The sequence below is a fragment of the Flavobacterium sp. genome (assembly GCF_029242675.1).
GTDB lineage: Bacteria > Bacteroidota > Bacteroidia > Flavobacteriales > Flavobacteriaceae > Flavobacterium.
The window spans coordinates 1-13,881 of the sequence record NZ_JAQWTM010000316.1 but is presented as its reverse complement, the minus strand read 5'-3'; the positions used below and the strand labels follow the sequence as shown (position 1 = coordinate 13,881).

Genomic DNA, 13,881 nt, shown 5'->3' with positions numbered 1-13,881 from the left:
AGTTTATATTTTTATTTATGAAATATCAAGTTTTTATGTTAAGTTTCATTCTAATTTGAGTATCAGTGATTACTTGTCATATATACAAATTCCGGTAGAGTTTATTTTCTTTTTTTGGCTGTTTGCATACAAATCGCTAGATAGTAAAGGTTTGTTTTGGATTGCTGTTTTTGTCTATTTGGGTTCTTTTTTAATTGAGAGCCGATTTTCAAACTCAAGTTTTGTTTTTAAGTCGATAAACAATATTATTGGGACAATAGTTATGTTAGTTTTAGTTATTTTAGAGTTTCTAAAGCAGATAAGAAGTGACTCCATTCTTTTCTATAGAGAAAACAAGATGTTTTATATTAATATTGGAGTTATTTTTTTTTACATTGGTAGTATGCCTTTTATGGGATTGTATAATTATATCTTGAAAGTCCCTCACATTTGGAATAATTATTATATTTATTTTATGCTATCAAATTGTGTTATGTATTTATTGTTTGCTACGTCGTATATATGGGGAAAAGTGAAATAATTTTAATTATCATATTTTTCAATTTATTTCTATTATTATTTATTGTAGGGATTCTTGTTTTTATACGTCAATATAAAATAAAAAGGAGAGAGCACAATACTTTGATACGAAGTCAAAAAGAAGTACATCAAAAAGAAATGCTTTCAACACAAATAGAAATACAGAACCAAACTATGCAACATATTGGAAGAGAAATACATGACAACATTGGTCAAAAACTAACTCTAGCTAGCTTATATGCGCAACAATTGGCATTTGAGAACAAAGCTCCACACATTAATGGGAAGATCGAAAATATAAGTTCAATTATTAATGATTCATTAACAGAGTTAAGACAGCTTTCAAAATCATTAACTGACGATACTATCAATTCGCTTAATATACATGATTTAATTTATAAGGAATGCTTTAAAGTTAATACACTAAAAAAGTGTGCCGTTCATTTTAAAACGAACTCTCGTGAAATAGATTTGTCTTATGAAATAAAAGTTGTCTTATATAGAATTATACAAGAGTTTATTCAAAATAGTATTAAGTACGCGAAGTGTAAAGATGTTTTCGTTGAGTTAAATAAAATCGAAGGTTTTGTTTTTTTAGTTTTGAGTGACGATGGAATTGGGTTCGACGCTACCTGCTCATCAAAAAATGGAATAGGACTAAAAAACATGGAAAAGAGATCCGAAATCATCAATGCCGATTTTAAATTAACAAGCTCTAATAATGGTACAATCGTAACCTTAAAAATTCCTTTTAATGATGAAAAATAGCATTGCCATAGTTGATGATCACGTTCTCATTGCTAAAGCATTATCGAGTATTATTTCAAATTTCGACAACTTTGAAGTGAAATATGAGTGTCAAAACGGAACGGAGTTAATAAATAAATTTAGGCTTAAAGAGAATATTCCTGATATTGTTCTATTAGATATCAGTATGCCAATTATGGACGGTTTTGAAACAGCGGCTTGGTTAAAAGTGAATTATCCAGAAGTTTTAATTATGGCGTTAAGTATGCAAGATGATGATAGCAGTGTTGTTAAAATGATTAAGAATGGTTCACATGGATATTTATTGAAAAATGCACATCCGATTGAATTAGAAAAAGCGCTACAAAAACTAATAGTTAACGGTTATTTCTATCCAGATTGGGCTTCCAAAATAGTTTTTTCTTCTTTGGGAGGTGCTTCAAGGGAGTTGCAATTAAAGATTTCAGATAGAGAAAGAGAGTTTTTAAAATATGTTACGACAGAAATGAGTTACAAAGAAATTGCTGAAAAAATGTTTTGTAGTCCTAGAACTGTAGAAGGATATAGAGATAATCTTTGCTTAAAACTAGAGCTTAAATCCAGAGTTGGATTGGCTGTTTATTCTATAAAAAACGGTTTGAACTAAAATAACTACGCAGGATTGTATTGTAATATGTTAATTGCTCAGCGTAAGTAGTACATGAGATTTGCGTTTGTTGCCTATAAAATTGACGCACTATCGTTAAGTTTTATAGCTCGATATATATCGCCACAAATTTCACGTGTTATTTCGTTGTGATTTGTGGCGATTTTCTATTTTCTTATTTAGTATGAAATTCGTGTTGAGCAGCTATAAGTTTCATTAAAGCCATATTACTAAAATTATTGTTTCAAATTCAACATGATATGCAACTCCTTTAATTGTAGCTCATCAATATTAGAAGGCGCATCAATCATTACATCTCTTCCTGAGTTATTCTTAGGGAAAGCAATAAAATCACGAATCGTTTCTTGTCCGCCTAAAATGGCAACTAAACGGTCTAACCCAAAAGCCAAACCTCCGTGTGGCGGTGCTCCAAATTGAAAAGCATCCATCAAGAAACCAAATTGTGCTTTTGCTTCTTCCTCGGTAAATCCAAGATATTTAAACATCAATTGTTGGGTTGCTTTATCGTGAATACGAATAGAACCACCTCCTATTTCGTTTCCGTTCAAAACCATATCATAGGCATTGGCTCTCACTTTTCCAGGATCAGTTTCTAGCAAATGCATGTCTTCTGGTTTCGGGGAAGTAAACGGATGATGCATGGCGTGGTAACGACCACTCTCTTCATCAAATTCTAATAAAGGAAAATCAACAACCCATAAAGGAGCAAATACTGCTGGATCTCTTAATCCTAGTCTTGTCGCTACTTCCATTCGTAACGCTGATAATTGCGCTCTGGTTTTATCAGCTGGACCAGAAAGCACAAAAATCATGTCGCCTGCCTTGGCTCCAGTAACTTTAGCCCAATTAGCTAAATCTTCTTGATCGTAGAATTTATCTACTGATGATTTAAATGTTCCGTCGTCGTTACATTTAGCATAAACCATTCCTGAAGCTCCTACTTGTGGACGTTTCACCCAGTCAATTAAAGCATCTATTTCTTTTCTAGTATAATTACCTGCACCGGGTACAGCAATTCCAACCACTAATTCAGCAGCATTAAAAACTGGGAATTCTTTATGTTTTGCAAATTCGTTTAATTCTCCAAACTCCATCCCAAAACGAATATCTGGTTTGTCATTTCCGTAGGTTTTCATCGCATGCTCATAGGTCATACGCGGAAACTCCTCTACTTCGATTCCTTTTATCTCTTTTAGTAAATGACGGGTCAAACCTTCAAACACATTTAGTATATCTTCTTGTTCCACAAATGCCATTTCGCAATCGATTTGTGTAAACTCAGGTTGTCTGTCTGCACGTAAATCTTCATCACGGAAACATTTTACGATTTGGAAATACTTGTCCATTCCTCCAACCATCAACAATTGCTTGAACGTTTGTGGCGATTGTGGCAAAGCATAAAATTGCCCTGCATTCATTCGAGAAGGGACGACAAAATCACGAGCTCCTTCAGGTGTTGACTTGATTAAGTAAGGAGTTTCTACCTCACAGAAATCTAAATCAGACATGTATTTACGAACTTCCATTGCTACTTTATGACGAAAAAGCAAACTGTTTTTTACAGGATTTCTTCTAATATCAAGGTAACGGTATTTCATTCGGATGTCTTCACCTCCATCAGTCTCGTCTTCGATTGTAAACGGCGGTGTTAAAGCCGCATTTAAAATCGTCAACTCGCTAACCAAAATTTCGACATCTCCGGTAGCAAGGTTTTTATTTTTGGCTTCACGCTCAATAACAGTACCTTTAACTTGAATCACAAATTCTCTACCCAATGTTTTAGCTAGTTCAAAAACGGCTTTATCAGTACGACCCTCATCAAAAACAAGCTGAGTAATTCCGTAACGATCTCTTAAGTCAACCCAGTTCATAAATCCTTTATCTCTGGATTTTTGTACCCAACCCGCTAGAGTAACTTCAGTATTTACGTTTGAGGCATTTAATTCACCACAGTTATGACTTCTATACATTATCAAAATTTTAGATTATCAAGTCTTCTATCCTTTTAGACTCGACTGCAAAAGTAAACACAAAATTCAAAATATAATAATAAACCACTCTACATGATTACCCTAAAACCCATTTATTTTGTTAATTAATAAGTTTGCAAAAAGAATTTATCTAGATTTGAACTAATAAATCATTACTAATGTCAATTATGAAAAAAGCGCTAGTCCTACTTTTTGTCTTTTTAAATGCAATAAACTCACATGGACAATCCACAACAGCAGTGCGATTTACTGCTAAAATCACGAATCGTATCAGCGACACATTAAGCATTAGAGGAGCGAATGGATTCAATCAAATCATACCTATTAATAGCAAACAAGAGTTTGATGCGACATTCGAAGCGCCGAAAGGTTTTTACCAATTAACCGATGGAAAACTAGGCTACAACTTATATCTAAGTCCTAACGCAGAAATAAACCTAACGATGGATGCCTCAAATCCTATTGAAACTATCAATTTCTTAGGAAGAGGAAGCAATGAAAGTAATTTTTTAGCAGATTATATGAGAAGAGAGGAGCTTTTTACCGAAGAAGCTTTTACAAAGGAACCTATGGAATTTCAAAGATTATTTGAAATAAAAAAAGAAGAAGACCAAAGCAATATAAAAAATGGAGATTATGATCCTGAATTTAAAACGATTCTACTGTCTTCACTCGAAAACAATAACAGGTATATTTTACAAGCTTATGCCAACGTGTCCCGCGCCAATCAACTTAAAGGCAAACCTTCACCCGGATTTACATTTGAAAACCACAAGGGCGGCCTAACAAAACTATCTGATTTAAAAGGAAAATACGTTTACATTGACATTTGGGCTACTTGGTGCGCCCCTTGCCGACAAGAAATACCCTATTTACAAAAAATAGAGAAAAAATACGAGGGCAAGAAAATTGCTTTTGTCAGCATATCTGTCGATACAAAAAATGATTATAACAAATGGAAGTCTTTCGTGACTACTAAACAGCTCGGCGGCATCCAATTGCTAGCAGACAATGACTGGAACTCAGATTTTATCCTAAAATACGGTGTAACAAGTATTCCTCGATTTATTCTTTTGGGTCCTGATGGAACCATTGTTTACTCAGATGCCGCGAGACCATCAGATCCTAAACTACAGGAAAAATTGGATTTCCTACTATTATAAAAAGCAGACACAACCTAAAATTACTTAAACATTTAATAACCAATATTTTACACAAACAATTCTATTAAAAAAAACCAAAAAGAAACCAGTACGTTGATTTATGTTCCGTTCACAATGTTAAATTTTTATCCAATGTTACCAAATTGTTACCAAATTGTTTTTTTAATGTAAAAAACATTTATATATTTGTAGAACGAACCAAGTAAAAATTTACATCATGAAAAAATATATAATGATTGCCGCAGTATTATTCTCAGGAATACTTTTTTCACAAAATACAAAACCACAATTAGAAGTAGTAGGAAATCAAGTAAAAGCAACTTACCTATATGAAAATGGTAAAGTGCAACAACAAGGAAATTTCTTAAATGGAAAATTACAAGGAGAGTGGGTTTCTTATGACGTAAACGGAAATAAAGTTGCTATTGGAACCTATAATAAAGGTGAAAAAGTAGGTAAATGGTTTTTCTGGAGCAACTCTGCACTAAGTGAGGTTGATTATTCAGATAATAGAATCGCTTCTGTTAAAAACTGGAAAAAAGATGCCGTTGTTAACATTGACTAACATTGCACCACTACAAATTAAAAGCTCCTACATGGAGTTTTTTTTTGTTTATAACGATAATCAATTACCTCCTTTTTAGGTGCCACATAAAAGTAGATCCAAAAAATAAAGCAAACCATTTGATATAAAACAACGACACCCTTACATTTTAGAACATATAAAACATCAAAATTAAACATAAAAAAAACCGCTTCGAAAGAAGCGGTTTTTAAGTACCCGGAGCCGGAGTCGAACCGGCACGGTTTCCCACAGGTGTTTGAGACCAGCGCGTCTACCAATTCCGCCATCCGGGCTTAGCAGACATGAAATAGCGACGGCTATTTCAACGCAATAAAGAGATTCGTAGTGGTAGCCACAAATCTTTTCCTTTAACACGGTGCAAATGTAAAAAATAAAATTAAATCTTCAACTAAAAATACTTAAATTTTTCCTTTCAGAGTTGAATAAATTTTATAAATTTGCAGCTCGGTAAAACGAGACACACTAACTAACTACATCTTAGATAAATACCAAGAAAAGCTACCAAGAAATGACCTAGCTTTAACAAAGTAGCTATCAAAGAACAAATACAACAAATTAAATGTCACACCTAGAACCAGAAGCGAAAATTTTTGCGTGTTCACAAAGTGTCTATCTAGCTGAAAAGATTTCCGCTGAATACGGAATTCCACTAGGTAAAGTTACTACGTCACATTATAGTGATGGCGAGTTTCAGCCTTCTTACGAGGAGTCAATTAGAGGTTTACGCGTTTTTATTGTTTGTTCTACATTCCCAAATTCAGACAATTTGATGGAATTATTACTGATGATCGATGCTGCAAAGCGAGCTTCAGCAAGACACATTACGGCTGTAATACCGTACTTTGGATGGGCTAGACAAGATAGAAAAGACAAACCTAGGGTTCCGATAGGAGCGAAACTAACAGCAAAATTGTTAGAGACAGCCGGAGCAACAAGAGTAATGACCATGGATTTGCATGCTGACCAAATTCAAGGATTTTTTGAAAAACCAGTAGACCATCTTTTTGCTTCTACAATCTTCTTACCTTACGTGAAAGGTTTAGGATTAGACAATTTGACTATTGCTTCTCCAGGTATGGGAGGTTCAAAAAGAGCCTATGCGTATTCTAAGTTTTTAGAATCAGATGTAGTTATCTGTTATAAACAAAGAAAAGCAGCAAACGTAATTGGCACAATGGAGCTGATTGGGGAGGTAAAAGGGAGAAATGTAATCTTAGTAGATGACATGATTGATACCGGAGGCACTTTGGCGAAAGCCGCTGATTTAATGATGGAAAAAGGAGCATTAAGCGTTAGAGCTATTTGTACACACGCCATTTTATCAGGAGACGCTTACGAGAAAATCGAAAGGTCTCAATTGCTAGAATTGATCGTTACAGATTCTATTCCGTTAAAGAAAGAGTCTAAAAAAATAAGAGTATTAAGTTGCGCCCCTTTATTTGCCGACGTAATGCACATGGTACATCATAACAACTCGATTAGCGGGAAGTTTATTATGTAAATGAGAGTGATAGTGATTAGTAATAAGTGACTAGACAATGTCTAGAACCACATACTTACTAAGCCTACCTCAAAACAAAGAATTGATTAGCAAGCACTAACCACAGATTAGCAAACGCTAAATCTTAACTAGGAAAAGCTAAGCACACTTAGAAAAGAGTTTAATTAATAACTATATAAATATTTACAATGAAATCGATTACAATTAAAGGATCAGAAAGAGAAAGCGTGGGAAAAGTTGCGACTAAAGCCTTACGTAATGCTGGAGCGGTTCCTTGCGTGTTATACGGAGGAGATCAACCAGTACATTTTTCAGCAGAAGAAAAAGCATTTAAAAGCTTGGTTTACACTCCAAACGCTCACACAGTTGTGATTGAATTGGGTAACGGTAAGTCTTACAATGCAATCATGCAAGACATCCAAGTTCACCCAGTTTCTGACAGAATTCTTCACCTTGACTTCTTCCAAATCTTTGACGAGAAAGAAATTACTATTGAAGTACCTGTTAAAATCATTGGTAACTCTAAAGGTGTTATGGCAGGTGGAGATTTACGTTTGAACAACCGTAAATTAAAAGTAAAAGCATTACCAGCAAATCTTCCTGATTTTGTTGAGGCTGACATTACTCCACTTAACATGGGTAACAAATTATACGTTACTCAAGTTCCTACTCCAAACTTTAAAATCATGCACCCAGACAACACTGTTATCTGTCAAGTGAAGATTTCTCGTGCGGCTATGAAAGCGGCTCAAGAGGCTGCAAAAGCTGCAAAAGCAGGACCTGCAAAAGGAAAGAAAAAATAATATTTTTTTCTACACATATCAAAAGCATCAGTTTTATTACTGGTGCTTTTTTTTTGCCTTTCTATTTTCTTAAGGTTTAGCTTCCTAACTAAATTAAGAACTTCCTTAGGAGCACAATAATCTATCTTTTAATGAACACCCCTCCCGCTATACGCTTCAATCTTTTTATCGCCAAAAAGGCGAATAAAAAGGATTTTCGCTGCTATCGGGGCTAGTTTAGACAATCTATTTTAAAAAGAAAAGAAGAAAATAGACCACACAGACCTTATTTAGCCTTAGAATGAAACCCGAAATACCCAACTGCAAACAAACTTTACCCTTTATCTAATTGACTATTTATCTAATTAAGTTTACTTTTGCAGCATGATACAATGGATAAAAGCACTGTTTTCAGCAACAATTAAAGAAGAAAACAGAAAAATCATCAAAAAAGAGGTTCCTGAAAACCCAAAAAACAATACAGAAAGCGTGAGTAAAAAATTTCTAATAGTAGGACTAGGCAACATAGGTGCTGAATACGTAAACACGAGACACAATATTGGTTTTAAAGTACTCGATCATTTTGCCAAAAAAGAATCGGTATCGTTTGAAACTGTAAAACTAGGCGCTCTAGCCGAATACAAATTCAAAGGTCGTACGTTTTTACTCTTAAAACCCAATACCTACATGAACCTCAGCGGTAAAGCAGTGCAGTATTGGATGGACAAGGAAAATATTCCACTAGAAAACATCATGGTTATTACTGACGACTTGAATCTGTCCTTTGGAACGATCCGAATCAAACCAAAAGGAAGTGATGGTGGTCACAACGGACTTAAAAACATCAATCTCGTCTTAAATACCAATCAATATACTCGTTTTCGTTTTGGTATTAGCGATGAATTCAAAAAAGGAAAACAAGTAGACTACGTTTTAGGCGATTGGGACGAAGCAGAAAAAGCCGCTCTACCGGAACGATTAGAACTAAGTTCAGAGATAATAAAATCATTTGGAACAGCTGGTCTTGACCTTACGATGACCAGTTACAATGGCAAATAAAAAAAGAGGAAACATGTATATGTTTCCTCTTTTTTTATTTGCTAATTTGCTTACTTAATAACTAGCTTCTTAACTTGTTTTGCGTCACCGTCGAAAACAGACACCAAATAAAGTCCTGCTTGTAAGTTGGGCAATTGAATATTTTGATTAAAACCCCCTGTATTCTCGAATGCTTTTTTATACAATTGACGTCCCAGTAAGTCATGTACTACTATTTGTATTTCATTCCCAGACTGACTGGTAAATTGCACATTAAAATTTCCTTTATTAGGGTTAGGGTATAGTGAAAAATCATTCACTGCAAAATCCGAAGTTCCAAGAGTGAACGTTTTAGTACAAATTTGAATAGAAGCGGAATCCAATGTTCCGTTATCATTTCTAAATGCATCTCTAATTCTAAACGTCCAAACTCCTTGCGCTAAATCGCCATTAAATGCGGTCAAAGGCTCAAAGGGAGTCACTGTTTGTTGTGTTGTAACAGTACAACCAAGGTCGGTACCAGAATCATCATACGTTAAGATTACACTACCTCTTGTACTCTCACAACTTCTATCAAACAATCGCACTGTTTTACCAGTTGGACTTACGACTTCCATTTGTAAATCAGAATAATAGGTATGCGTAAAGGCAACATTAAAATTAACGTCCGAAACTACAGCAGCTGAGTTAGGTACTGTTATTGTTCTTACGGTATAAGCCGCTTGCTCTGGTATATCGAAGGGAGCCGAATAAGTGTAGATATCACATGAAGAAACCGATGAGTAGCCAATAGTAAAAGCCTTCGAATTTAAAGCGTAATAAATATTTCCAGTTGGTGCAATCATAATACGGCAATTCTGGCCTAATACATTAGGAACGGTAATTACCTCAGTCCCGTCATTGGGTGTACTAGCCGCAAGTATAGTTGGGAAAGTTAACCCTCCATCTGTCGATAATTTTATAGTTACATTAGCTGATCCCGCTAGTGTATTCGTGCCATTTACGCTCCAAGTAACCGTTTGGGGCTGGCCTTGATACCAAGCTACAGCATCTGTATTTTGTGAGGTAACTGCAAATGGACCAATTGTTCCACTAACCGTAACTACCGAGGTTGCAGTATTCGTTTGAGCTGTTCCAAGTGCAGCATTATCTCTTGCAGTCAATGCAAAATTAAGAGTTCTTGCTACAGATGAAACTGATTCCCATCTGCTCGTTAATTTATTTGCAAGTACATTGGTATAATTAGGCATATATCGTATTGGACTAGTACCTGGATATAAGGATCGAAACAATGGCCCGTCCGGTTTTGAGGTTATTGCCTCGCTATTTGCAAAGAAAGTTGTAGTTGCTGAATCGGTTTGCTCCCAAGTGTAGGTCAAATTATCTCCATTTGCATCGGTTCCGCTACCAGTCAAAATAAAAGCAGTGCTGAAAGGAATGGTGAAATTTGAACCTGTACTAACCACGGGTGTGGCATTGGTAAACATGGTAGTGACAGGGCAAGTTTTGGTTGCCAAATTATTTTGGATTTGCAATATACTTGCATATGAAAAATAATCATCTGAAGCAGCTTGTACATCGTAAACATCTGTGATTCCAGCATAACCCATAATTGTTGAGCCGCTCCCAGGCTCTACACTAGTGCCTGCATTTTCTTCAATATGAGAAAAAGTATGATTTGCTCCTAGTTGATGTCCAAGTTCATGCGCCACAAAGTCAATATCAAAGCTATCTCCTTGGGGTCTTCCATCAGATGGCGACGTAAAAGCACTTCCTTTACCAACCTGAAAAACTGGATTTGAGTCTGTGTTTCTCAGCGGATTACAAATACAACCAATACAACCCGCATTACCTCCACCACCCGAAGCGGCAAATAAATGGCCAATATCATAGTTTCCACTTCCAATTTGACTGGTTAAAGTCGTTTGCAGTTCATTACTCCATCTTAATGGACAATCAGCATTTGCTGACGCACATTTGTCAACCACTAATTGTCCTTCTGATGCAGGCGAATAGGGATCCGAAGATGAATTCAAATAAATAATTGAAGTCGTGTTGGAAATAAGCTGCAACTTCAAAGCTAGGTCTTTATTAAATATACCATTGACTCGGGTCATTGTAGCATTCATTCCGGCCAGCGCTCCTGCAACAGTACCTCCATGAAATTGCGCGTATTCTCCTGTACATGATAAGGCAAGGCGCAATGTTTTAAAAACTCTATTATTTGCGGCTGTTTTAGCTGTTTTAACCGATAGATTTTTAGCAATTGCAACAGCATCGGTCGTACAATTTAATGGCAAACTCCCCTTACTCCTAGTTGAATTAGAGAAGACAATATAATTATTCTTATCAGTAACACTTTGTTCTATAAATTCAGAGCCCGAATCAGCACGTAAAACCATTGATTGAATTCCTTGAGGCGAAACACTTATACTCAAGGTTGCTGTTAGATCTGAAATTCCTTTTCCACTATACGATCTAATATCAGGATATTGTTCTTGTAACTTGGGCTCAAAATTAGAGTATTCTTCAACCAAAAACTTTTCAAACTCCCCTTTGGCATTTGGGACAGTTACCTCCACATTTCGCCCTTTACCCGTTATACTAGAATTCGACTTGCTTAAAGCAGCTTGTAACTGACCTTGGTCCAAAACAAATGATACAACATTAGTATGATTTGATCCAGCATTTTTCGCTGTTACGGTTGTGTTAGTATTAGTTACTCTCTTCCAAATTGTTCCGTCTTGTGCTTGAGAAAACGTAACATAAAGAAGTGCAAGTAATAAAGTGGTATTTTTTTTCATGATCGGAGGACTTTAAGTTATCAAAAATAGAGCAATTAATCCAAAATTGTTATTAAATCACTATCTTTTCAGTTGCTAATTAGTGTTAAAATCGATAATTGACCTAAAATAAATAGCTTTAATCGAAATCGATCTAAAAAATATATCAAAAAAAGCTTTAAATACCACAACATTAAAATAGTTACCATAAATTTGCAGTATTATAAAAAACACGCTTTGAACATTTTTCACTCCATTGACGATTTTAGTACTGCAAAAAAAACGATTTTAACGCTCGGTACCTTTGACGGAGTTCATATTGGACATAAAAAAATACTTGACAAGGTAATTGCATCTACCGAGGAGGAGAAATACGAAAGTTTAGTTCTAACATTCTTCCCACACCCACGAATGGTTTTACAAGAACATTCAGAAATAAAACTTTTAAACACCATCTCAGAAAAAATTGATTTATTGGAAAAAATGGGGATTCACAATCTCGTAATTCATCCATTTGATGAAACTTTTTCTAGATTGACTGCAGAGGACTTCGTAAGGACAGTTTTAGTCGACAAGTTTAACATTCAAAAAATCATAATAGGATACGATCATCGTTTTGGTAGAAATAGAACCGCAAATATTGATGATTTAATCGATTTTGGTGCCAAATACAATTTTGAAGTCGAACAAATATCCGTTCAGGAGATCGATGCTATATCGGTAAGTTCAACTAAAATCCGCAATGCACTGTCAGAAGGTGACATGACTTTAGCTAATAGTTATCTTGGCTATGACTACTTTTTTACTGGTACAGTCATCAAAGGAAAGCAATTAGGTCGCACCATTGGTTTTCCAACTGCTAATATCAAAATCGAAGAAGATTACAAGCTAATTCCTAAAAAAGGATCCTATATTGTTGAGAGTACAATCAACACTAAAAATATTCGTGGTATCATGAACATTGGTTTTAACCCTACCGTTGCAGGAGAAAGTTTGTCAGTAGAAGTTCATTTTTTAGATTTTGATGAGGATCTTTATGATAAAAAAATAGCAATCACCATACTAGAATACCTTCGACCAGAACAAAAATTCGGATCAGTAGAGGAACTAAAAAAGCAGCTGGAATTAGACAAAAAAGCAGCAATATCTTACTTCAACAAACGTTAATATTAGAATAGTTTATTTAATATATCTTATTATTTTCCGTAAATTTGGTAGTGAACCACTTGTGTAGCAATAGTTATCGCTAGGCAAACTAAAACTAACCACATGAAACTATCAAAAGAACTACTTAACGGAATAATTATTTGGATTGGAATTAGCATCCTTTTTCTGCTAATGAAAGCAGCTAATCTTGCTGATGTATTTTATTTAAGAGCCCTCAACATCTTATTCATTTACTATGGTGCAAATCGAACTTTAAAAAGCAATTTTGCCGAAGGAATAACAGGCCTACCCGAAAACGGAGTTTCGGCTTTGAAAACGTCTCTCATTGGTGTTTTTATTAGTATTGCTGGATTAGTATCATACAGTTACTTACAAGGAGGTGACAAATATGTAGAATCTCTCTCTGCTTCCTTTTTATTCGGCGGACAGCCAACTGTTATGACCTATGGTGTATCGCTTCTTTTTGAAGGAATTGTATCCGCAGTGATTGTAACCTTTACATTGCTGTTGATTTGGAAAAAACGCTATCCTACTGATTAGTAGATGCTCCGTACAATTATGTTAAAGCTACTTTTTCAACTATTACACATTGCTTCATAAAAACAATTTGACTACTTTTGAAGCATCAAAAAACAGCTTACAATGAGTATTACAAAACATAATTGGACGAAAGACGAAATTATCGCTATATATAACAAACCTATGATGGATTTGCTTTACGAAGCAGCATCGATACATAGAGAACACCACGACCCAAATGTGGTTCAAGTTTCTACTTTATTATCTGTCAAAACTGGAGGTTGTCCTGAGGATTGTGGCTACTGCCCACAAGCAGCTAGGTACCACACATCGGTAGAAGGAAATGATTTAATGACAGTAAGCCAAGTTAAAGCACAGGCTTTACGTGCAAAATCAGGAGGACCTTCGAGAGTTTGTA

General features: G+C 35.2%; 11 protein-coding genes, 1 tRNA gene and 1 pseudogene. 10 read left to right on the top strand and 3 right to left on the bottom strand.

Features of this window, described 5'->3' with window-relative positions:
• Positions 1-657 precede the first annotated feature (657 nt).
• Together P8M54_RS11465 and P8M54_RS11460 are read left to right on the top strand one after the other, a co-directional pair.
• Entirely contained in the window at positions 658-1,287 is a 630-nt protein-coding gene (locus P8M54_RS11465) for an ATP-binding protein (RefSeq protein WP_300287996.1), read from the top strand.
• Positions 1,274-1,912 carry a response regulator transcription factor gene (locus P8M54_RS11460; RefSeq protein WP_300287995.1) on the top strand — a complete coding sequence of 213 codons (639 nt, stop codon included), beginning with the start codon at positions 1,274-1,276 and terminating at the stop codon, positions 1,910-1,912. The genes P8M54_RS11465 and P8M54_RS11460 overlap by 14 nt, the downstream gene beginning before the upstream one ends.
• Before the next feature lie 236 nt (positions 1,913-2,148).
• Here P8M54_RS11460 and aspS read toward each other — a convergent pair whose 3' ends face one another.
• Positions 2,149-3,903: an aspartate--tRNA ligase gene (gene aspS, locus P8M54_RS11455; RefSeq protein ID WP_300287994.1), complete on the bottom strand. Its 1,755-nt coding sequence runs from the start codon at positions 3,901-3,903 to the stop codon at positions 2,149-2,151.
• 179 nt (positions 3,904-4,082) lie between these two features.
• Between aspS and P8M54_RS11450 the strand changes: the two genes are divergently transcribed.
• Both P8M54_RS11450 and P8M54_RS11445 read left to right on the top strand, forming a co-directional pair.
• Entirely contained in the window at positions 4,083-5,087 is a 1,005-nt protein-coding gene (locus tag P8M54_RS11450; protein ID WP_300287993.1) for a TlpA disulfide reductase family protein, read from the top strand.
• A gap of 217 nt (positions 5,088-5,304) precedes the next feature.
• The gene (locus tag P8M54_RS11445; RefSeq protein ID WP_300287992.1) at positions 5,305-5,652 is read left to right on the top strand and encodes a membrane-binding protein; all 348 of its coding nucleotides are present in this window, start codon (positions 5,305-5,307) and stop codon (positions 5,650-5,652) included.
• Between the two features lie 213 nt (positions 5,653-5,865).
• Here the strand turns inward: P8M54_RS11445 and P8M54_RS11440 are convergent.
• Positions 5,866-5,945 (bottom strand) — tRNA-Leu (locus P8M54_RS11440).
• A 287-nt stretch (positions 5,946-6,232) separates the two neighbouring features.
• Between P8M54_RS11440 and P8M54_RS11435 the strand changes: the two genes are divergently transcribed.
• The 3 genes from P8M54_RS11435 (at position 6,233) to pth (ending at position 9,015) form a co-directional block, all read left to right on the top strand.
• A complete protein-coding gene (locus P8M54_RS11435) occupies positions 6,233-7,174 on the top strand; it encodes a ribose-phosphate pyrophosphokinase (protein ID WP_300287991.1) in 942 nt (313 codons plus the stop codon).
• A 188-nt stretch (positions 7,175-7,362) separates the two neighbouring features.
• The gene (locus P8M54_RS11430) at positions 7,363-7,977 is read left to right on the top strand and encodes a 50S ribosomal protein L25/general stress protein Ctc (protein WP_300287990.1); all 615 of its coding nucleotides are present in this window, start codon (positions 7,363-7,365) and stop codon (positions 7,975-7,977) included.
• A 363-nt stretch (positions 7,978-8,340) separates the two neighbouring features.
• On the top strand, positions 8,341-9,015 hold the full coding sequence (gene pth / locus P8M54_RS11425; protein ID WP_300287989.1) for an aminoacyl-tRNA hydrolase: 675 nt from the start codon (positions 8,341-8,343) through the stop codon (positions 9,013-9,015).
• A gap of 50 nt (positions 9,016-9,065) precedes the next feature.
• Here pth and P8M54_RS11420 read toward each other — a convergent pair whose 3' ends face one another.
• Entirely contained in the window at positions 9,066-11,798 is a 2,733-nt protein-coding gene (locus P8M54_RS11420; protein ID WP_300287988.1) for a reprolysin-like metallopeptidase, read from the bottom strand.
• Positions 11,799-12,014: 216 nt separating this feature from the next.
• Here P8M54_RS11420 and P8M54_RS11415 point away from each other — a divergent pair, with 216 nt between their 5' ends.
• The 3 genes and pseudogenes from P8M54_RS11415 to P8M54_RS11405 all read left to right on the top strand — a co-directional run.
• A complete protein-coding gene (locus tag P8M54_RS11415; RefSeq protein WP_300287987.1) occupies positions 12,015-12,944 on the top strand; it encodes a bifunctional riboflavin kinase/FAD synthetase in 930 nt (309 codons plus the stop codon).
• A 102-nt stretch (positions 12,945-13,046) separates the two neighbouring features.
• Positions 13,047-13,484 (top strand): hypothetical protein, encoded by a 438-nt coding sequence (locus P8M54_RS11410; RefSeq protein WP_300287985.1) that lies wholly within the window; start codon positions 13,047-13,049, stop codon positions 13,482-13,484.
• A gap of 102 nt (positions 13,485-13,586) precedes the next feature.
• Positions 13,587-13,881, top strand: a pseudogene (locus P8M54_RS11405) (biotin synthase); the annotation flags it as partial.